At 34.1% G+C, this 20,330-nt stretch carries 20 protein-coding genes; 14 read left to right on the plus strand and 6 right to left on the minus strand.

All coding sequences use genetic code 11. The features are described from left to right. The first annotated feature begins 342 nt into the window (after nt 1-342). The gene (locus tag NSQ69_RS09605) at nt 343-1,590 is read left to right on the plus strand and encodes a DUF4153 domain-containing protein (protein ID WP_002126853.1); all 1,248 of its coding nucleotides are present in this window, start codon (nt 343-345) and stop codon (nt 1,588-1,590) included. A 125-nt stretch (nt 1,591-1,715) separates the two neighbouring features. Here NSQ69_RS09605 and NSQ69_RS09610 read toward each other — a convergent pair whose 3' ends face one another. Beyond that, nucleotides 1,716-2,681, minus strand: a complete 966-nt coding sequence (locus NSQ69_RS09610) for an arsenic resistance protein (RefSeq protein WP_003188533.1) — start codon at nt 2,679-2,681, stop codon at nt 1,716-1,718. Nucleotides 2,682-2,993: 312 nt separating this feature from the next. Here NSQ69_RS09610 and NSQ69_RS09615 point away from each other — a divergent pair, with 312 nt between their 5' ends. The 5 genes from NSQ69_RS09615 to NSQ69_RS09635 all read left to right on the plus strand — a co-directional run bounded on the left by NSQ69_RS09615 (nt 2,994) and on the right by NSQ69_RS09635 (nt 8,451). Further along, nucleotides 2,994-3,686 (plus strand): FMN-dependent NADH-azoreductase, encoded by a 693-nt coding sequence (locus tag NSQ69_RS09615; protein ID WP_016126776.1) that lies wholly within the window; start codon nt 2,994-2,996, stop codon nt 3,684-3,686. A 239-nt stretch (nt 3,687-3,925) separates the two neighbouring features. Beyond that, nucleotides 3,926-5,284, plus strand: a complete 1,359-nt coding sequence (gene brnQ / locus NSQ69_RS09620; RefSeq protein WP_002126859.1) for a branched-chain amino acid transport system II carrier protein — start codon at nt 3,926-3,928, stop codon at nt 5,282-5,284. Between the two features lie 86 nt (nt 5,285-5,370). Then, complete coding sequence (locus NSQ69_RS09625) at nt 5,371-5,790, plus strand: VOC family protein (RefSeq protein ID WP_341099200.1); 420 nt, start codon at nt 5,371-5,373, stop codon at nt 5,788-5,790. Between the two features lie 355 nt (nt 5,791-6,145). Then, a complete protein-coding gene (locus tag NSQ69_RS09630; RefSeq protein WP_003188530.1) occupies nt 6,146-7,795 on the plus strand; it encodes a copper resistance CopC/CopD family protein in 1,650 nt (549 codons plus the stop codon). Between the two features lie 35 nt (nt 7,796-7,830). After that, on the plus strand, nt 7,831-8,451 hold the full coding sequence (locus tag NSQ69_RS09635) for a YcnI family copper-binding membrane protein (RefSeq protein ID WP_002126863.1): 621 nt from the start codon (nt 7,831-7,833) through the stop codon (nt 8,449-8,451). A 118-nt stretch (nt 8,452-8,569) separates the two neighbouring features. Here NSQ69_RS09635 and NSQ69_RS09640 read toward each other — a convergent pair whose 3' ends face one another. Both NSQ69_RS09640 and NSQ69_RS09645 read right to left on the minus strand, forming a co-directional pair. Beyond that, nucleotides 8,570-9,346, minus strand: coding sequence for an alpha/beta fold hydrolase (locus NSQ69_RS09640; protein WP_016126777.1), 777 nt, complete (start codon nt 9,344-9,346; stop codon nt 8,570-8,572). Between the two features lie 185 nt (nt 9,347-9,531). After that, nucleotides 9,532-10,437 (minus strand): DMT family transporter, encoded by a 906-nt coding sequence (locus tag NSQ69_RS09645; protein ID WP_002086216.1) that lies wholly within the window; start codon nt 10,435-10,437, stop codon nt 9,532-9,534. A gap of 97 nt (nt 10,438-10,534) precedes the next feature. On the opposite strand from NSQ69_RS09645, the gene NSQ69_RS09650 reads away from it, so the two are divergent. The 4 genes from NSQ69_RS09650 (at nt 10,535) to NSQ69_RS09665 (ending at nt 13,385) form a co-directional block, all read left to right on the plus strand. Beyond that, on the plus strand, nt 10,535-11,404 hold the full coding sequence (locus NSQ69_RS09650; protein WP_003188523.1) for a LysR family transcriptional regulator: 870 nt from the start codon (nt 10,535-10,537) through the stop codon (nt 11,402-11,404). Nucleotides 11,405-11,523: 119 nt separating this feature from the next. Beyond that, nucleotides 11,524-11,955, plus strand: coding sequence for an Rrf2 family transcriptional regulator (locus NSQ69_RS09655; protein ID WP_003188522.1), 432 nt, complete (start codon nt 11,524-11,526; stop codon nt 11,953-11,955). Between the two features lie 103 nt (nt 11,956-12,058). Beyond that, nucleotides 12,059-12,709 (plus strand): DsbA family oxidoreductase, encoded by a 651-nt coding sequence (locus tag NSQ69_RS09660; protein WP_002064866.1) that lies wholly within the window; start codon nt 12,059-12,061, stop codon nt 12,707-12,709. A 73-nt stretch (nt 12,710-12,782) separates the two neighbouring features. Further along, entirely contained in the window at nt 12,783-13,385 is a 603-nt protein-coding gene (locus NSQ69_RS09665) for a nitroreductase family protein (protein WP_002135720.1), read from the plus strand. A gap of 189 nt (nt 13,386-13,574) precedes the next feature. Here NSQ69_RS09665 and NSQ69_RS09670 read toward each other — a convergent pair whose 3' ends face one another. Then, nucleotides 13,575-13,994 carry a GNAT family N-acetyltransferase gene (locus NSQ69_RS09670; protein ID WP_002126872.1) on the minus strand — a complete coding sequence of 140 codons (420 nt, stop codon included), beginning with the start codon at nt 13,992-13,994 and terminating at the stop codon, nt 13,575-13,577. A 190-nt stretch (nt 13,995-14,184) separates the two neighbouring features. On the opposite strand from NSQ69_RS09670, the gene NSQ69_RS09675 reads away from it, so the two are divergent. The 3 genes from NSQ69_RS09675 (at nt 14,185) to NSQ69_RS09685 (ending at nt 17,216) form a co-directional block, all read left to right on the plus strand. Then, nucleotides 14,185-14,319, plus strand: a complete 135-nt coding sequence (locus NSQ69_RS09675; RefSeq protein ID WP_002012306.1) for a hypothetical protein — start codon at nt 14,185-14,187, stop codon at nt 14,317-14,319. A gap of 107 nt (nt 14,320-14,426) precedes the next feature. Further along, nucleotides 14,427-16,037, plus strand: a complete 1,611-nt coding sequence (locus NSQ69_RS09680; protein ID WP_341099201.1) for an amidase family protein — start codon at nt 14,427-14,429, stop codon at nt 16,035-16,037. Between the two features lie 159 nt (nt 16,038-16,196). Next, nucleotides 16,197-17,216 carry an AI-2E family transporter gene (locus NSQ69_RS09685; protein ID WP_341099203.1) on the plus strand — a complete coding sequence of 340 codons (1,020 nt, stop codon included), beginning with the start codon at nt 16,197-16,199 and terminating at the stop codon, nt 17,214-17,216. Between the two features lie 46 nt (nt 17,217-17,262). Here the strand turns inward: NSQ69_RS09685 and NSQ69_RS09690 are convergent, their stop codons facing one another. Together NSQ69_RS09690 and NSQ69_RS09695 are read right to left on the minus strand one after the other, a co-directional pair. After that, nucleotides 17,263-17,547, minus strand: a complete 285-nt coding sequence (locus NSQ69_RS09690; RefSeq protein ID WP_002086206.1) for a YesK family protein — start codon at nt 17,545-17,547, stop codon at nt 17,263-17,265. Between the two features lie 112 nt (nt 17,548-17,659). Beyond that, entirely contained in the window at nt 17,660-18,604 is a 945-nt protein-coding gene (locus NSQ69_RS09695; protein ID WP_002012312.1) for an L-lactate dehydrogenase, read from the minus strand. 200 nt (nt 18,605-18,804) lie between these two features. On the opposite strand from NSQ69_RS09695, the gene NSQ69_RS09700 reads away from it, so the two are divergent. Further along, on the plus strand, nt 18,805-20,241 hold the full coding sequence (locus tag NSQ69_RS09700) for a flavin monoamine oxidase family protein (RefSeq protein WP_341099204.1): 1,437 nt from the start codon (nt 18,805-18,807) through the stop codon (nt 20,239-20,241). The last annotated feature ends 89 nt before the right edge of the window (nt 20,242-20,330 follow it).

Consider the following 20,330-nt stretch of genomic DNA (forward strand, 5'->3'; position numbering starts at 1 on the left):
GTTTGAAAAGGTGTTATTAAATTGGACGTTTATATCATTTTGAGCATTTCTTTTATATAAAGGGGAAATAAGGAATTAGAAAATAAAAACAAGCAATGAAGAGAACAGCTGAAAGTAGCTTACACCGATGTTTATAAAAAGTTATAGAGCATTTCTTTGAATGAGGAATGCTTTTTGTTTTTGCTTGGAATAAAAATATACAACAAAAATACTATCTAAAATAATAAAAATTTATTGCAAAACGATAAAATTTATATTAAAATCAAAATCAGAATAAATAAGTGTGGTGCTTTTTATGGAAAAGGTAACAACGTTATTTTTAAAATTAGAGGAGGTATAAATATGGAGGTTAACAATGTGATAATTGAAAATATGGATAACCCTCATGAGTTGGAGAGAATGTATAGAAAAGACCCGAAAGCTTTTAAAAAGTCATTCTCACAAGCATGGGATGAAAACCCTGATTCTCAGGTTCTTGGTGCTTGGTATGAAAGATTGCATTTCAAGGAGACGGCAAATACAGAAAAACCTTCATTGTTTCAAAAAGGTTTCTTATTCATGGGCATTTTAGCTATTCTGGCAGGGCTAAGCACCAGGGTAATCTTCCATTTTGTCGAGCAGGAAGCAATTGCTCCAATTAACTTGGCTTTTGGTGTAATTCCCTTTATTGCTGCTTATTTTATTTACAATAATACTCCGAAAAAAAGTATTATTTATTTCCTTGCAGCATTGTTCCTAATTGCCGGGGTGTATCTTAATATGTTGCCATTAAATTATAAAGACAGCAGTATCCTTGCGTATTTACATCTTCCTATATTCTTATGGGTCTTAGTAGGGCTTGCGTTTACAGGAAATGAATATTCAAAAGGAAGTACGAGATTAGCTTATATTAAATTTAATTTGGAATATTGTATTCTCTACGCCAGCATGGCAGTGAGCGGAATGGTACTAGCAGCATTAACCATGCAGTTATTTAGGTTTGTTGACTTGAATATAGAAGACTTCTATTTTAGTAATGTTATTTTATTTGGTGCTGCCGCTCTCGCTATTGTGGCTGCATACTTGGCATCAATGAATCTTAAACTTGCTAAGAATATTACACCATACATATCTAAAATTTTTAGTCCTCTCGTCTTGATCACATTGTTGATTTATCTTATAACGGTTATATGGGTCGGGAAAAATCCGTTCTTGGACCGCAATTTCCTAATGGCCTTCAACGGAATACTCCTTGGTGTATTGGCTGTTACCATATTTTCCATTGTTGAGAGTGAATCAGACGAGAAAAAGAACATTTCAGATTATATCAATTTTGCCTTAATTGTTCTTGCGCTTATTATTGACACTGTAGCTTTGTCAGCCATCGTATTCAGACTTTCTTCTTACGGGATTACACCTAATAGACTTGCTGTCTTAGGAGTAAACATACTGATCTGGGCAAATCTAATTTGGATTATGTTTTCCTATATGCGTTTTCTACAAAACAAATCAGGACCGACAGCTATCCAAGATGCCGTTACGAAGTATTTGCCAATTTACGGACTTTGGGCAGCTTTCGTTATATTTACTTTCCCTATAATTTTTAATTAGAAAGACTTTGTTAACGTAACGACAAGCTAATTTTCTATAACGTATAAAATCCTTAGAGCCGATAAGTATCGTTACTTCTATACTTTCTCGACAATAAAAAAACGTCCCAAAGTAGGACGTTTTTTTTATGTGTATTGCTGTTTTTTCTTAATAAGTAATAACACTTGTGACACACACGCTAGTACTGGTAGTTCTATTAACGGTCCAATCACTAATGCAAGCGCGATAAGAGGCTCGTCTGGAAAAGCAGTCACAGCAATTGCGAGTGCAACAGGCGAGTTTCTCGCTAATGTTGTTAAGCTTAGGCTTACAGTGTCTTCATAGGATAAATGCATCATACGTCCTACAAACTGTCCTAGTATAAAGTTAATTATGAAGAACAGTAATACTGGTATAAGTAACAATAAAACAACATTCATATTTTGTAATAAGTACTTACCTTGTGAGGCAAACATCGCTACTATTGCTAAACTTAAAAATACAATTTGAGCAGAGCTGAAAAACGGAATGAGTTTATTCTCAAGTGTTTCAACTTTTTTCATTTTATGCATAATGAATTTTGTAGCGTGCGCAAGTAAAAATGGTAAGACGATTACGATAACAATACTTTCTACTAAAACAGAAACCGCTACAGTTTTCATGACACCAGCAAATAAAAATAAATAAATTGGAAGCAGTAGTACTTGTAAAATTAAATTTACTGGTAGAATTGATGTAGATAATGCGACGTTACCTTTTGCAATCTCTGTGAAAATTAAATACCAGTCTGTACACGGAGTAACCATTAACATAATAAAGCCGACCCAAAGTGCTGGGTGATCTGAAAGAAATAACGCGCCTAATCCCCAAGCAAGAAAAGGTGTCCATATAAAGTTAATACCTAGGCTTGTTCCAGCGAATTTTAAGTTACGGAAGCCATTTTTTATATCATTTAATGGGATGCTGAGGAATAATCCGTAAAGCATTAAAAATAAGAAGGGGACAATAAATTTTTCTGAATGCATATGTATCATATTAAATTGTCCTAATATAACCCCGAATATAACAGCTGCAAGAATGATAAAGGTTTGAATCTTTTCTAAAGTACTCATTAATAAATCCTCTCTATAGATGAATTTCTCTCTCTAGTTGTATTATACAAGGGATTTCACTTATGTGTTTTCGAATTTATCATTTCGAATGAGGAAATATATTTCTTTGTTATTTTTAATCCGAGACATTTTTCTTTTTGAGAAGTTACTTGACTAAAGTAAGCGGGTGTATTACAATCACTTACATAAGGTAATTAAATAACAAAAAGTTTTAATTTACTTAGGTTAAGGTATCAATTGGAACTTTTTATTAGAATAAGAATTTTTATGATGATGAATAATGAATATGATAAGAAAGTTTAGGTGAAGAAAATGGGGTTATTTAGCTCATTGTTTGGTAAAAAAGAAGAAAATACAAAAGTAGAGGGGAATAAAACAATGTCAAAAGTATTATTTGTAAAAGCAAACGATCGTCCAGCGGAGCAAGCAATTAGTTCAAAAATGTATGAAACATTTGTAAGTGCTTATAAGGAAGCAAATCCGAATACAGAAATTACGGAGTTAGATTTATTTGCATTAGATCTTCCGTATTACGGAAATATCGCTATTTCAGGTGGATATAAACGTAGTCAAGGAATGGAGATAACAGCTGAAGAAGAGAAGGCAGTTGCTACAGTAGATAAATATTTAAATCAATTTTTAGAGGCTGAAAAGGTTGTATTTGCGTTCCCATTATGGAACTTTACAGTACCAGCACCATTAATTACGTATATTTCATATCTTTCTCAAGCTGGAAAAACGTTTAAATATACAGCGAACGGTCCAGAAGGTTTAGCTGGTGATAAGAAAGTAGTTGTTTTAGGCGCTCGTGGTTCAGATTACTCTTCTGAACAAATGGCTCCTATGGAAATGGCTGTTAATTACGTTACAAACGTACTTGGGTTCTGGGGAATTACCAATCCAGAGACAGTTGTAATTGAGGGACACAATCAATATCCAGATCGCTCACAGCAAATTGTTGAAGAAGGTTTAGAGAACGTTAAGAAAGTAGCGGCGAAATTTTAAATAATGATAGTAAATGTAAAAACCAACATGGATGACCATGTTGGTTTTTTAGTCTATTCCCTATGTTAAAAAATGTATATTTATAAAATAAAAGAAAAGTTTGAAAATAGTATTGCAAAATATTATATATCAAACTATAATGAGTTCAAGAATAGTTGATACTTAAATTAAATATTCAGAAAATTCAATTAGTTAAAATTGGAAAATGAGATAAGGAAATTTGAATGGGGGGTTATATTATGGCGAATAAAGTACCGTTTTCGTTCATAGTAGTTATTGGATTAATGTTATTTGCACTATTTTTTGGAGCAGGAAATTTAATTTTCCCAGCTATGCTAGGTCAATCGGCAGGAGAGAATGTATGGATTGCTAACGCTGGATTTTTAGTAACAGGAGTAGGTTTACCATTACTAGGTGTATTAGCCTTTGGTTTTTCAGGTAAAGATGATTTACAGTCATTAGCAAGTCGTGCTCACCCAGTGTTTGGGATTGTGTTTACAACAGTTTTATACTTAGCAATCGGTCCGTTATTTGCAATACCAAGAACAGGAAATGTTTCTTATGAAATTGGTCTTAAGCCTTTTATGCCAGAGGGATTAGGTTCTACACCGTTAATTCTTTTTACAATTATATTCTTTAGCATCACTTGTTTTTTTTCGCTAAATCCTGCGAAAATTGTCGATATTGTTGGAAAAATCTTAACGCCAATTAAATTGACATTCATCGGTATTTTAGTAATCGTTGCTTTTATTCATCCGATTGGAGAAATGCAAGCACCAGTTGAAGGGTATACATCACATGCATTTTTCAAAGGATTCCAAGAAGGATACTTAACGATGGACACGCTTGCATCGTTCGTATTTGGGATCATCATTATTAATGCAATTAAAGAAAAAGGTGCGAAAACGAAAACACAAATTATGGTTGTTTGTGCAAAAGCAACACTGATCGCAGCATCTATTTTAGCAATTATTTATACAGCTCTTTCTTATATGGGAGCTTCAAGCGTTGCGAAGCTTGGACATTTAGAAAACGGCGGAGAAGTATTAGCAAAAGTTTCTAACTACTATTTCGGATCATATGGCGGAGTATTATTAGGGTTAATGATTACAGTTGCTTGTTTAACAACAAGTGTGGGACTTGTATCAGCATGCTCTTCATTCTTCCATAAGTTATTTCCAAATGTTCCTTACAAAGCAATTGCAATTACGTTATGTGTGTTTAGTGCTATTGTTGCAAATGTTGGATTAACACAACTAATCGCAGTTTCTGTTCCAGTATTAACAGCGATTTATCCACTAGCAATCGTGTTGATTTTCTTAACATTCTTCCATTCATTATTCAAAGGAAGAGCTGAAGTTTATCAAGTGAGTTTAATCGTAACGTTTATCATCAGCTTATTTGATGGATTAAGTGCAGCTGGAGTTAACATTGAAGTAGTAAGCCGTGTGTTCACTAAATTCCTTCCGATGCAGGAAGTAGGATTAGGCTGGATCTTCCCAGCGATTATCGGTGGATTTATCGGATATGGCATTAGCATTTTAAAAGCGAAAAATCAAGTTCGCCCAGCAGCTAGTGCGAATAAGAAAATAAGTTAAATGAAAAAAGTTATAGAATTTGATTCTATAACTTTTTTTGTTACTATTGATAAGAATAGAAAAAATAAAGTAATAGGGGAAATAAAATGAAAAAAACAATTGACCATATCGGGATCGCAGTTCGTGATATAGATAGTACGATACAGTTTTATGAAAAGGTTTTATCAGGAACTTTAATAGATCGATACGTAAGTGAAGCACCTGGTGTTGAAAGCGAAGTAGCTATTCTTGAAGTTGCTGGTGATAGAATCGAATTACTTGCGCCAACGAATAATACAACTTCTCCAATAGCACGATTTATAAAGCAAAAAGGGAAAGGTGTCCATCATGTTGCGTATCGTGTAGACGATTTAGATGTAGCTTTAGAAGAATTAAAGGAACAAGGGATTCGAACGTTAGAACATACGCTTCGAATTAATAAACACGGTAGAAGATTAATATATCTTAACCCAGCGGATACAGAGGGAACAATCATTGAGTATTGTGATTATCCGGAAGCGAAATAAAGGAAGTTTATCCTTGAGAAAAGGTGTTACGTAATAACGTAACGCCTTTTTAATTTATGTATTTCTCTTTATTTGGGAGGTTATTTCACACTTTTTTCACAAATGATTCACGATAACTTTTCTTCTTTAGAAACTTACATAAATATATTTTATGCTATAATGATAATCTACTTTAAAAATATAAGTAATATATATATAAGTAGCTACTATTTTGTTAGAAGTGTAGAGGTGAGGAATAAATAGAGAGTGATACTAAATAAATCCTTATACTTAATCAGGTTAATATTTTATCAAGAAATAAAACTTGGGAAGTAAAAAGTAATGAAAGTGTAGTGACGAAAAAGAAAGAAGTGAAATGATTGTGAAAGTAATACGAAGGTTAGGGGCATGGCTATTAATAGCGTGCGTGTTTATCATATTGATACCAAAAAGCGCATCTGCTCATGCGTATGTTGTGAAATCAAATCCTGCTGAAAATGAAACGTTAAAGAAAGCACCATCTGTTGTGAAAATTGAATTCGATGAGGACATACAAGTTTCAAGTTTTAATACATTGTTCGTAAGAGACACCTCAGGTAAAAGAGTAGATTTAAAAGATGCACATATTGATAAGAAAAACAAAAAAATATTAGAGGCTGGGTTAAAAGAGAATCTCAAAAATGGTCTCTACTCTATTCAGTGGAAAGCTATTTCAGCTGATGGACATCCGATTCAAGGAGTTATTCCATTCCGTATTGGATTAGCAGAAGCGGGAACAGATGATATAAAAGTAGAAGAGATGGGCTATGTTCCCCAAATCGATATGATTATGGAACGCGGAATTTTATATACAAGTTTTTCTCTATTTATTGGTGTTCTATTATTTAATCTTATCCTTTATAAAGGAAGTGCAAGTCAAGTTCAGTCGAGGAGTAAGAAAATAATATGGATATCATTATTTGGGATATTCATTAGTTTACTTTTCAATTTACCGTTGCAAGCGAAAATAAATGCTGATGTTTCATGGCTAGAAGCATTCGATCCTTTATTATTAAAAGAAACATTACAGCTATCTGTTTTTGGTTATGTATGGATCACTCAAATGGCTCTTATTAGTACGCTTATGATTGTTACATATTTTGCAGTGAAGAGTGAGAGGGTTTCGTCGTTTAAAGTATGGAGCATTCCAATTGTATTATTTATTGGGTTACTTGTTATGAAAGCCTTCAATAGTCATGCATATGGATTAAAGTTTAAAGAAATTGCTGTCGTTATGGACTTTCTGCATTTATTCGCAGCTTCGTTATGGATGGGGGGGCTATCATCGATTGTTCTTCTGTTACGTAAAGAGGCTGACAAGTGGACTATGTATTGGGATGCGATTAAGCGTTTTTCGCCATGGGCAACAGGTGCTGTCATAGTGATTTTATTAACGGGTCTTTTTAACAGTACATTTTTTATTCCCACGATCCATTCCCTATTTGATACGAAGTATGGATTGGCCTTATTAGCAAAGATACTTTTATTCGTGTGTATGGGGATATTGGGAATTATTCATTATGTGAAAGGGAGAATGCGAGCGCAGCAAAGGTTAGGAGCTACGGTGAAAGTAGAGTTTATCATTGGAATTATCGTTTTCGTAATCGTAGCTTTTATGACAAATGTACAAACGCCGCCGATGCCTCCTACGGGACCTTTTACAGAGAGTAAACAATTAGATAATGGATATGAACTTACTTTACATGTAAGTCCTAATAAGGTAGGACAGAATACATTTCATATTACTTTGAAGGATGAGAATGGACAGCCTGTTACTGATATGGAACAAATTGTATTGACGACTCAATCTTTAGATATGAATATGGGCAAAGGTTCATTTAAAGTTTCGGCAGTGTCACCGGGAGAATATGAAGCGGAAGGTATGTATATTAACATGACAGGAAACTGGGATATACAAGTTCACGGATTAACAAAATCTCTTGATAGTTTCGATACGGATTATAAATTTATTGTAGGTGGCAGATAAAAAAGACGTTATAAATGAAAAGGAGTTTATAGAAAATGAAACGTATAAAAAAATTAGGAACAACAATGATCGCAACAATAATTGCAATGGGTATTTTTTCGTTACCTGTTAGTGCTCACGTAACTGTGAAACCAGCAACTTCTGACGTTAGCTCTTGGGAGACTTATACAATAAAGGTACCTGTTGAAAAGAATATGGCAACAACAAAAGTCACACTGAAAATACCGTCTGGAGTCGAGTTTCAACAGTACGAGCCAGTGCCAGGGTGGAAAGTGGAAGAACAAAAAGATGCAGCTGGAAAAGTTAAAACTGTAATATGGGAAGCAACAGGAGAAGGGATTTTACCTGGTCAGTTCCAACGATTTACTTTCGTTGCTAAAAATCCAGATAAAGAGCAACAAATAGCTTGGAATGCATATCAACAATATAAAGATGGAGAAATTGTTGAATGGACAGGCGATGAGAAAGCTGAAAAGCCCCACTCACTTACTACGATTGCAAAAGGTACATCATTAACAGGAGAACATGGTGAAGTATCTAGTGTGGAAAAAAATGAAGGTACAAGTAATATGCAAACAATAGCAATTGTCTTATCAGTTTTAGCGATTGTATCTTCCGTAGGTACGTGTGTTTTTGTAGTACGTCGTAAAAAGTAGGGAACATTGAAAGGTCTCATTGAAAGTAATGAGACCTTTGTTAATAAAATTTTGAGATTAAGCAGCTTCGAGGGGGATTAGAGCTACAAATACAACATGGTTTATTAAGATAAGGAACTCAATTGACTGTCATTACTTCTTCTGGTAGGTTATCATGCTTAAGCCAGTTTTCAATTAAAGTATTAAATAGTTTGGGATTTGCTAAAGGGATTCCATGACCGATTTTAGGAATGATAATACCTGTGCAATTAGGATTGCTTTCAAGGATTGCAGTCATCGAGTCTTTCATGATTCTTTTTTCGTTTTCTCCAACAGTCACTAATATATTGCTACTAGCATTCTCGAAACCTTTTGGTATTGTAAACGACATATTTTCTTCTAATATCCTCACAAATGTATTTTTACTTATTTGACAACTTTCATGATAATAGTTATCAAATTGTGTTTCATCTATGCACATTGATTTTGCTTGTATTTTGGAAAACGTCTTACTCTTTATAAGTGGATAGGTTAAGCCAAGGGATCTTATTAATGTTTTAGCGAAAGGAATTAGTTTAACTAATGCGCTATTTATCATAGCGTATTGAATTAAGTTTGGTTTCATGCTGAGCATTGCAATTAATACTTGAGCACCTAACGAAAAACCGATTACTATAACAGTTTTACCTTGTCCTTTTTCTTCAACTAATTCGATGATTTTTTCAGCACTAAAGTGTATTGAAAAATGATCCTTACTACTATTTTTCCCTTGCTCGGGTAAATCAGGAACAAGGCAGTGAAAGTTAGTAAAATGTTTAATTTGTTTGTCCCACATCCATCCACTGACTCCGCCCCCATGAATAAAAACCATAAGTGGAGAGCTTGAATCTCCAAATTCTTTATACTGTAAAACCATATAATTCCCCCTTATGATTAGAATTGTTAGTCCATACATATGTATTAGAGATAATATTTTCTACTTAATTATCATCATACAATAAAAAAGAAAAATTTTCCTTTTGCTAAGATGTTAAGTGACTGTACTCATAAAATGGTAAAAAAGAAAGAGCCTACAAGTGGTAGACTCTTTCTCATATCTATTTATTTCACTTCAACTTGCTGCCTTACAGCAAGTGCTTTCGGCTTTATATTTACAAAACAAATGCTTACGATAATAAATAAAAGTCCGATGAATAAGCTAATTGTAATGGCCTCATGTAAGAAAATTGAACTTACAATAATAGCGATCAGTGGGATAAGGAACGTATAAGCCCCAACTTTACTTGCCTCACCAGCTCCTACAAGTGTAAAGTAAGCGAGCCATCCCATTGCAATAACAAAGAACGAGATGAATAGTAGTACACTTACAAATGGTATACTCCAAGCGATGTTAGACCAGCTCTCAAATTCTGAACCAAATCCGATTAAGCAAAGTCCGCCAATAATAAGCTGAAGTGTTACCATCCAAATGGCATTAACGCGGTGTCCAGTTTTCTTAATAAATACTGTGCCGAGTGCCCAGCCGATAGCGCACCCTAAAGCAAGTAGTACACCGATAATAGAAATATGTCCAGTTAAACTACTAGAGCTAATAACCCCAACACCAATAAATCCAAGAATAAGTCCGAAAATTTTCAAGCCGTACATAGATTCTTCAAGCCAAATCCATGAGAAAATGCCGAGTAAGACAGGTTGGAGAAATACGATTGCGGAGAAGAGTCCGGCGGGCATATACTGAAGTCCGACAGTTTGTAGTCCGTAAAACAAAATAATATTGAGTAAAGATGAAATAAAGTATAAATGCCAAGTTTCCTTTAAATTTAATTGTTTGTATTTCGGTAATGCGAAAGTAAGTAAGATAAATCCTCCTATTAATGTTCTAATCCCTGCAAAGAGTACGGGTGGTGTGTAATGCAGAGCGAATTTTGATAACGGCCAATTAATTCCCCACATAATAACGAGAAATGTAAGGATTATGGCAGTCTTAGTTCGAGAAAGCTGTGTCACTGTAATCCCTCCTTGTTGTATTCCATTTCACTATGATATGATATCGACTATGATAAATAAAATGAATCTTTTTTATAAGGAGTATAAGTGATTAGTTATGACCATTACACAACTTCAAGTTTTAATTAAAACGGTTGAATTAGGGAGTTTTACGAAGGCTGCTGGGATGTTAAATATGACACAGCCAGCTGTAAGTCATGCGATTTCAAGCATTGAGTCAGAGTTAGGAGTTACCATTCTTATACGCGATAAACGAAAAGGGCTAATCGTTACGGATGTTGGAAATAGAATTCTTGTACATATTAGAGAAATCTTAAACGGCGTTGAGAAGATTGAACAAGAAGTAGCGATGGAGAAAGGGCACGAAATTGGGACGATTCGAATTGGGAGTTTTCCGAGTGCTTCTGCACATTTCTTACCCAAAATGATAAATCTTTTTAAGGAGAAGTATCCGAACTTAGAAGTCGTTCTTTGTGAAGGCACGATTAAAGAAGTTGAAGATTGGTTAGTATCGAGGGTTGTTGATATAGGAATTGTTATTTTGCCTAATAAAGATATGGAGATCGTGCCCTTAACGAAGGGGAAAATGGTTGTTGTCTTAAGAGAGGATCATCCTCTTTGTAAGAACGATTCTATTACAATAGGTGATTTAGAGAATGAACCGATCATATTATGTAAGGGTGGGTACGAACCACCCATTATCGATATGTTTAAACAAGCGAACGTACCACTTCGGGCTGAATATATAATTTCCACAGTTACAACAGCTTTAAATATGATTCAAGAAGGATTAGGAATCGCAATTTTGGCTGAGTTATCTTTAACGAGTTTACCAAAGAATATACAAACGAGAGAATTGGAACCACAAGTATGGAGAGAAATTGCTTTAGCTGTTCCTTCATTAAAGGATTCTTCACTCGCTGTACAGCTATTTATTGAAGAATTCCAAGACTTGTTTGCAGAATAAGGAGAGGTGTCTCATATATTGTAATGGGGCACTTTTTTATTTGCTTTAAAAAATTTGTAAAAAGGATTGACTTATTTTTCTGTTGTAACTATAATGATTACATCGAGGTGGTGATCACGATGAAAATTAGTAGCCGCTTTTCTATAGCTGTTCATATTTTATCTATTTTGAAAAACAATCCATCTTCAGTTTGCACTTCAGACTATATGGCCGAGAGTGTAAATACAAATCCGGTAGTCATTCGTAAAATAATGTCTTACTTGAAACAATCTGGATTTGTTTACGTAAATCGCGGACCAGGTGGCGCGGGATTATTAAAGGATTCACATGAAATCACATTGTTAGATGTGTACCATGCAGTGAATGTAGTAGAAGAAGACAAACTATTTCACATTCATGAAAAACCGAATCCAGACTGTCCAATTGGGGCGAATATTCAAGCTGTTTTAGAGGTTATTTTAGTTCAGGCGCAATCTGCGATGGAAGAAGTGTTGAGAAATATTACGATGGGGCAGTTATTTGAATCTTTACAACAAAAAATGAAAGCATAATATGATAATTGCAAGTCTCTAAAAGAGAATGCATATTTTTTTCTTAAAATTGTAACTGTTTTGGTTACATCTAAAAATAAAAAGAAGGTAAGGTGTAAAAGATATGACTGTAAAAATGAAAGTATACTCAGATTTTATATGCCCGTTTTGCTTTTTAGCAAAAGGCCCATTAGATGAAGTAGCGAAAGAGAAAGATGTAGAAATCGAATGGATGCCATTTGAATTGCGTCCAAGTCCATATTCTAAAATAGATCCTTGGAACGAGCCAGATAAGTTAGGTTCATGGGATTCTTTCATTCTTCCTACTGCAAAAAAATTAGGGGTTGAAATGCGTCTGCCACGCGTTTCTCCGCATCCATATACACATTTAGCTTTTGAAGGGTGCCAATTCGCGAAAGAGCGTGGACTTGGAAATGAGTATCATCACCGAGTATTTACTGCGTTTTTCCAAGAAGAGCAAAACATTGAAGATATTGATGTATTAACGAAATTAGCGGTAGAAGTAGGGCTTCCTGAAGCTGAATTTAAAGATGCTTTAGTAAATCGTAAATATAAAGAAAAACATCAAGAAGCAATTCAGCATGCATATGATGAAGCAAATATTATGGCTGTTCCAACTGTCATGATTGGAGATGAAGTCATTCAAGGACTTGCTAGTAAAGAAACGCTAGAAAGAGTAATTGATAAAGAAATCGAAAAGGATAAAACAAATTCATTTGAAGGTATGCAATGTAAGACGGATGGATATTGCTAATTCGTCTTGCATGAAAGACTCAAGTTGATTTGTTTAAATAAAAATAATAAAACATATATTTGGAGGAATTAAAATGTCAGCAACTACAACAAATTTAAAAGAAGCAATCGTGAACCGTCGTTCAATTCGTAAAGTAACAAAAAACGCTACAATTACAAAAGAAAGAATTGAAGAAGTTTTAAAAACAGCTTTACACGCACCAACTTCTTTCAATATGCAAAGTGGCCGTATGGTTGTATTAATGGATGGAGAGCATGAAAAGTTTTGGGATATCGTAAAAGAAACGCTTAGATCACGCGTGCCAGCAGAAAATTTTGAAGCAACAGTAGAAAGACTAAAAGGCTTCCATGCAGGTGTAGGAACAGTTCTATTCTTTGAAGATCAAGCAACAGTAGAAAAAATGCAAGAAAATGCACCATTGTATAAAGATCAGTTCCCATTCTGGTCTCATCAAGGAAATGCAATGCTACAACATACTGTATGGATGCTATTATCGGCTGAAGGAATTGGAGCGTCATTACAACATTACAATCCAATCGTAGATGCTGAAGTGAAAGCAACTTGGAACATTCCAGCAGAGTGGAGCTTAGTAGGACAAATGCCATTTGGTGAGCCAAATGAACAACCAGGGGAAAGAACATTCTTACCTACTGAAGATGTAGTGAAATTTTATTAAAAAATACAATTCAAAATCAAAATTAAAAAAGTTAGATAAATGAAAGGACAGTAGATAGTATATATACTATCTACTGTCCTTTCTTATTTAATATTCACACCCAATCGTGGAAGATCTTATTTAAGATAAGCATTACTGTGAGAACAATTTCTTTAATATTGATGACGTATAATTAAAAATCTATTATGTTTATTTTTTTGAAATTACAGTAAACATCCCCGTCATGTTTGGTGAGTAATCTTTAAAATCATATTTTTCATAGAACGATTCTTTACCTTGTGATGCAAACAAACCGACAAATGCCTTATCAGGGGCATTCTGATTTAAGTATTCAACCAAAATATGCATGATTTCTTTCCCGATTCCATTTTTCTGATAATCTGGATGGACTACTATATCTTGAATATAGAAATAGATAGCCCCATCACCAACAATTCTCCCCATACCCACAATTTGTTCATTATCCTTGACTGTGATGCAGTGAACAGAATTCTTCAGTGATGTTTCCACCACTTCAAAATTCATATAATTAGTCCATCCCACAGACTCGCACAAATATTTGTACTCTTCCAATGTTGGAATGTTATTTTTAAACTCATATTTTTTCAAAATGTATCCTCCAAGTCCTCAAATTCAACAAGTATAATAAATTCGACATTTTTCTATCTATTCCTCTTACGCAACAGAACTCCTTTTAGTTATTGAATTTAGTGTAGTTTCCTTATTTGTATTTGTGTTAATTTATAAGAGTTTAGGGAAGAAATATAAGAAATAATCCGGTGAGAAAGGAAGTAGAAAAATGAATGATGAGAAAAAATATACAGTGGTAGGTACTGATGTTGATGAAGTGAAACGTTTAAATAAAAATTCAGGATTAACATATAATCAGGTGAAGGAATTGTTAGCGAAGCAAATGCAAAAAAAAAGTAATTAGATTGAAATCTTTCATTTTTTCATTTAGCATTTTGATTGGAGAGAGTTAAGTAAAAGGTAACTCTCTTTTTTATATAAATGAGCAACTTTTAGAGTGGAGGAAGCAACATGAAAAAATGGGTAAAGATAACGTTGTCTATCGCCGGAGGTATTGTTCTATTGGCATGTGCCGGAGGATATTACGTGTATAAAAATTATTTTCAAAAGGAACCTGAGCGTATTGTATATGATAAAGACAGAGTGTTAAAACCGATACATAATCAGCTTAAGGGGATCGACATAGATAATATAAAGATAAAAGAAAAAGAAGTTGTAAATGCGACTGTGGATGAGCTTCAAAAAATGGTTGATGATGGGAAATTATCATATGAAGAATTAGCGAGTATTTATCTTTTTAGAATACAAGAACACGACCAAAGTGGAATATCATTAAATGCTGTTACAGAGATTAATCCTAATGCGATGGAAGCAGCACGAAAGTTAGATAAAGAGAGAGCGTTAAAGAAGAAATCGAACTTATATGGCATTCCTGTCATTGTAAAAGATAATATACAAACGGAAAAAGTGATGCCGACAAGCGCAGGAACTTATGTATTAAAAGATTGGATTGCAGATGAAGATGCGACGATCGTGAAGAAGTTGAAAGAAGAAGGTGCTTTTGTTTTAGGAAAAGCGAATATGTCTGAATGGGCAAATTATTTATATTTTACAATGCCAAGTGGATATAGTGGGAAGAAAGGACAAAATTTAAATCCATACGGTCCGATTACGTTTGATACATCGGGATCAAGTTCTGGATCTGCTACAGTAGTTGCAGCAGATTTTGCACCGCTTGCGATTGGCACAGAAACGACTGGATCAATTGTAGCACCAGCATCCCAGCAATCAGTAGTTGGATTACGTCCATCTTTAGGTATGATTAGTAGAACTGGAATTATTCCGTTAGCTGAAACGCTTGATACTGCAGGGCCTATGGCAAGAACGGTAAAAGACGCGGCAACGTTATTTAATACAATGGTAAGTTATGATGAAAAAGATGCTATGACAGAAAAAATGAAAGATAGAGATAGAATAAATTATACGAATGATTTATCGATAGATGGATTAAAAGGGAAAAAGATAGGGATTCTTTTTTCTGTAGATCAACAAGATGAAAATAGAAAAGCAGTAGCAGAAAAGATTAGAAAAGACATTCAAGATGCAGGTGCGATATTGAGTGATGATATTCAGTTAAACAGCGAGGGTGTAGATAATCTGCAAACATTAGAATATGAGTTCAAGCATAATGTTAACGACTATCTTTCGAAGCAAAAAAATGTGCCTGTAAAATCGTTAGAAGAGATTATAGCGTTTAATAAAAAAGATAGTAAAAGACGAATGAAATATGGACAAACATTAATTGAGGGCTCTGAAAAATCTGCTATAACGAAAGGTGAGTTTGAAAAAGTAGTTCAAACGAGTCAAGAAAATGCAAGAAAAGAGATAGATAGGTATTTAGTAGAAAAAGGTTTGGATGCTCTTGTGATGATTAATAATGATGAAGTTCTTCTATCAGCTGTGGCTGGTTATCCAGAATTAGCAGTGCCGGCAGGGTATGATTCTGATGGTCAGCCGGTAGGCGTAGTGTTTGTTGGGAAACAGTTTGGTGAAAAAGAACTTTTTAATATTGGATATGCGTATGAACAGCAATCTAAAAATAGAAGATCTCCTAAAATATAGAGTTGATAAAGTAGTTTTTAGAAAAGTATTAGATAAAAAAATCCGACAATAAAAAAGAAAAAAAGGATTCTTTCCAATTAGTAAGAAAGATTGTCTATAGAAGTTCATAAAATGTAATATATCCGATTTCCATCCATTGAAGGGAGAGGTTAATTCTTAATGAATGAAGTGAAAAATTTCTTTCGAAGCAGAGGGTTTCAACGGTTTCTCGTTTTAATAATATTAGCGCTTGTATTGTATGGATTAAAAAGTATGATTAATTTAATATTAATTACGTTTATTCTCACGTTTTTGATGGATCGATTTCAAAAGTTTATTTCAAAAAAATTGAAAGTAAATAGGAAAGTGGTTATTGCTTGTTTATATATTGTATTAGTGACGTTTATTGTAACTACATTATATAAATATTTACCTGTGCTAACGATACAAATTTCACAATTAATTTATCAATTTAAATTGTTTTTTCAACATCCACCTGATAATGAGATGATTAGATACGTACTTTCAGCAATTAATGAAATGGAAGTATCAAAATATATTGAACAAGGTGTGGATGTCATTTATCAATCAATAGCAAACATAGGAAAGGTAAGTTTGCAAATACTATTGTCTCTTATTCTAAGCTTATTTTTCTTATTGGAAAAAGAGCGAATTATTTCATTCACGTCTAAATTTAAAGATAGTAAATTAAAGATTTTTTATGAGGAGATTGCATATTTCGGTGAAAGATTTGCAAGATCGTTCGGAAAAGTGATTGAAGCACAGTTTTTAATTGCAGTTGTAAATTGTGTGCTCACTGTAATTGCACTTGTCATTTTAGGATTTCCACAGCTTCTTGTATTGGCTGTCATGGTCTTTCTACTCGGCTTGATTCCAGTTGCTGGTGTTATTATTTCCTTGTTTCCACTTTGTATCATTGCCTATAACGTCGGCGGGGTTGTGTATGTTGTTTACATACTAGTGTTCATTACAGTAATCCACGCTCTTGAAAGTTATTTATTAAATCCAAAATTTATGTCTGCAAAAACGAATTTACCTGTTTTTTATACATTTATGATTCTTATCTTTTCAGAGCATTTCCTCGGAATATGGGGGCTTATTATTGGGATTCCAATCTTTATCTTTTTATTAGATGTACTTGATGTAAATAATGATGAACCGATTAAAGATAATAAGTGATAGAAAATGACCGATGTTTTCTCTTGATGAAAACATCGGTCATTTATTATTTTTTCTTTGGAGGAGGTAGTTTAATAAAGGTATTTGCAATTAAAGCTATAATAACAGCAGCAAAAATAAAGACTGCGATTACACTAACTCCCATACCTGCCCATCCTCCTACAAGGAAGATACTTATCGGTATTGCTAACAAGCTTAAAATAATTAGAATCAATCCGAGATTCTTATCATATTTTTTAGTTGGGAATAGCGTTCTGATGATTAAGAAGAGGAAAAGTATTAAGGATGCTACAGCTAGTAAGAGGATTGCAATCGTCAAAGAATCATTCATGAAATCACCCCTTTTTATAGATAATATTACCGTTTAAATTGAGGGGGAACTATAAAAATATAAAAAAGCAATCCAATATAAATCGGATTGCTTTTTTGATTGAAAAATATGATTAAAGAACAGGAGCCATTGTTTCTTTCAACACTTGAACAGAGTGATCGAATTTTAATTCTTCCTCTTCACTTAGTTCAACTTCTAAAATTTCACGAACACCGCCGCGGTTTAAAACAGCAGGTACGCCGATATAAACATCTTGTTGGCCGTATTGACCTTCAAGATATGCTGATACAGTTAATACGCTGTTTTCATTGCTTAAGATTGCTTTCGTAACACGTAAAAGTGACATGCCGATGCCGTAGTATGTAGCACCTTTTCGTTCAATAATGTGATAAGCTGCATCACGAACGTTTACGAAAATATCATCTAAATCTTTTTGGTTATATGTGTTGTCTTTTTCAAGAAGCGTTTGTAGTTTTTGAATACCAATTGATACGTGACTCCACACCGGAAGTTCTGTATCACCATGCTCTCCGATAATATAAGCGTGAATGTTATGAGGTCCAATATCGAAGTACTCACCTAACATATAGCGGAAACGAGCTGAGTCAAGAGTTGTACCAGAACCGATTACGCGTTCTTTCGGTAATCCAGATTCTTTCCAAGTTACGTAAGTTAAAATATCTACAGGGTTTGTTGCGATTAAGAAGATACCGTCAAATCCACTATCCATAATGCTACGAACAATTTGCTTGAAAATTTTAGCGTTTTTCTCAACTAAATCTAAGCGTGTTTCACCTGGCTTTTGTGGCAATCCAGCTGTAATTACAACAAGGTCTGCGTCTTTACAATCTTCATAACTACCTTTCCAAACCTTTGTTGGAGCTGGTGCGAAAGGAACGGCATGGCTTAAGTCCATTGCTTCTCCTTCAGCTTTTGCTTCATTTACATCAACTAAAACAAATTCTTCAGCTACAGCTTGGTTAATCATGCAGTAAGCATAGCTACATCCAACTGCTCCTGTTCCTACTAATACAACACGGTTAATACCTTTTTTCATTTCAAAATTCCTCGCTATTTCATTAATTTTATTATGTAAGATAATACGTCTTACTTCTATAGTTTCATATCTATTTTATTACATTTTATAAAAGATATTCAAGTAATTGAAAATGTATCCGCTCAATTACTTGAATGAAACATAGGAATTCTGTTAAACGAATATAATTCAGTAAAATCCTTCGTAAAAGGGGAATTGGCATGGGGAATCCATTATCGATGGAAAAAATGCTTCAAATTATTCACGAGGGGCTTGCCAAAACAAATAACCCCAAACGGATTACAATTGCCGGTGCAGGGATGTCTGGATTAGTTGCAGCATCTTTATTAAAAGAGGCTGGGCACGAGGTAACGATTATAGAAGCAAATAACAGAATAGGTGGCAGGGTGTATACGATTCGGGAACCATTTAGTGCAGGATTATATTTTAACGCAGGTCCTATGCGTATTCCAGATACTCATGATTTAACTTTAGCCTACATTCGTAAATTTAAACTACCGTTAAACCTTTTTATTAATAAAACTTCTTCAGATATAATTTATACGAATAACAAAAGAACGAGATTGGATGTGTTTGAAAAGGATCCAAGTGTACTTGGATATCCAGTTTTAGATAAAGAAAGAGGGAAAACAGCAGAAGGGTTAATGTTAGGGGTATTGGAACCGATACTTAATTATATTAAGAAAGATCCGGATAAAAACTGGATTATTGTTGAAAAAAAGTATAAAACATATTCGCTCGGTTCATTTTTAACCGAGTATTATTCAGATGGGACAATAGATATGATCGGAGTACTTCTTGATATGGAAGCATACATGGGAATGTCCTTAATTGAAGTATTACGCGAAATGATCTTTTTCACTTCAACGACGAAATATTATGAGATAACGGGCGGGATGGATGCATTACCAAATTCATTTTTACCAGAGCTAAAGGATAATATTTTTATGCCGTATAAAGTAGAAAAAATTATACAGGAAGATAATAAAGTAATGATGCAAGTAACACATGAACAAACGTTAAATTCATTTATAGTAACTGGTGACATCGCTATTGTCACAATTCCATTTTCAGCTTTGCGATTTGTAGAAGTTCAGCCATATCATTTATTCTCTTATTATAAAAGGCGGGCAATTCGTGAATTAAATTATATTGCTTCAACTAAAATTGCGATAGAGTTTAAAAGTAGATTTTGGGAAAGAGCAGGACAATATGGTGGTAAGTCAATTACAGATTTACCTATCCGCTTTACATATTATCCGAGCTACGGCATTCATACACCAGGGGCGGCTATCGTTTTAGTGAGTTATACGTGGGCAGATGAGGCGTTAACGTGGGATAGTCTCTCGAATAGAGAACGTATTCGTTATGCGTTGAAAAATTTAGCGCAAATATATGGAAATGTGGTTTATAGTGAGTATGTTGCGGGAGAATCTTTTAGCTGGAGTCAAAATCCGTATTCTTGCGGAGCATTTACAGCTTTTGAACCAGGGCAAGAGCTTGAATTGTTTCCATATATTACGCCGTCAGCGGGTAGAGTGCACTTTGCAGGAGAACATACGACATTAACACATGGATGGATGCAAGGAGCAATCGAGTCTGGAATTAGAGTTGCTCATGAAGTGAATGGAAAATGAAACGATAATCTAGTAGTTTTGTTTACAAATAGGTATTCTTTTAATAAAATGATAAATATAAATCGTAATAATTACGCTTTGAAGAAATT

Source organism: Bacillus sp. FSL R10-2201 (genome assembly GCF_038008665.1).
GTDB classification, from domain to species: domain Bacteria; phylum Bacillota; class Bacilli; order Bacillales; family Bacillaceae_G; genus Bacillus_A; species Bacillus_A mycoides.

Coding starts and splice junctions, on each gene's coding strand:
- NSQ69_RS09605 (WP_002126853.1), top strand. CDS start 343: ATGGAGGTTAACAATGTGATAATTGAAAATATGGATAACCCTCATGAG.
- NSQ69_RS09610 (WP_003188533.1), bottom strand. CDS start 2,681: ATGAGTACTTTAGAAAAGATTCAAACCTTTATCATTCTTGCAGCTGTT.
- NSQ69_RS09615 (WP_016126776.1), top strand. CDS start 2,994: ATGGGGTTATTTAGCTCATTGTTTGGTAAAAAAGAAGAAAATACAAAA.
- brnQ (WP_002126859.1), top strand. CDS start 3,926: ATGGCGAATAAAGTACCGTTTTCGTTCATAGTAGTTATTGGATTAATG.
- NSQ69_RS09625 (WP_341099200.1), top strand. CDS start 5,371: ATGAAAAAAACAATTGACCATATCGGGATCGCAGTTCGTGATATAGAT.
- NSQ69_RS09630 (WP_003188530.1), top strand. CDS start 6,146: ATGATTGTGAAAGTAATACGAAGGTTAGGGGCATGGCTATTAATAGCG.
- NSQ69_RS09635 (WP_002126863.1), top strand. CDS start 7,831: ATGAAACGTATAAAAAAATTAGGAACAACAATGATCGCAACAATAATT.
- NSQ69_RS09640 (WP_016126777.1), bottom strand. CDS start 9,346: ATGGTTTTACAGTATAAAGAATTTGGAGATTCAAGCTCTCCACTTATG.
- NSQ69_RS09650 (WP_003188523.1), top strand. CDS start 10,535: ATGACCATTACACAACTTCAAGTTTTAATTAAAACGGTTGAATTAGGG.
- NSQ69_RS09655 (WP_003188522.1), top strand. CDS start 11,524: ATGAAAATTAGTAGCCGCTTTTCTATAGCTGTTCATATTTTATCTATT.
- NSQ69_RS09660 (WP_002064866.1), top strand. CDS start 12,059: ATGACTGTAAAAATGAAAGTATACTCAGATTTTATATGCCCGTTTTGC.
- NSQ69_RS09665 (WP_002135720.1), top strand. CDS start 12,783: ATGTCAGCAACTACAACAAATTTAAAAGAAGCAATCGTGAACCGTCGT.
- NSQ69_RS09675 (WP_002012306.1), top strand. CDS start 14,185: ATGAATGATGAGAAAAAATATACAGTGGTAGGTACTGATGTTGATGAA.
- NSQ69_RS09680 (WP_341099201.1), top strand. CDS start 14,427: ATGAAAAAATGGGTAAAGATAACGTTGTCTATCGCCGGAGGTATTGTT.
- NSQ69_RS09685 (WP_341099203.1), top strand. CDS start 16,197: ATGAATGAAGTGAAAAATTTCTTTCGAAGCAGAGGGTTTCAACGGTTT.
- NSQ69_RS09690 (WP_002086206.1), bottom strand. CDS start 17,547: ATGAATGATTCTTTGACGATTGCAATCCTCTTACTAGCTGTAGCATCC.
- NSQ69_RS09695 (WP_002012312.1), bottom strand. CDS start 18,604: ATGAAAAAAGGTATTAACCGTGTTGTATTAGTAGGAACAGGAGCAGTT.
- NSQ69_RS09700 (WP_341099204.1), top strand. CDS start 18,805: ATGGGGAATCCATTATCGATGGAAAAAATGCTTCAAATTATTCACGAG.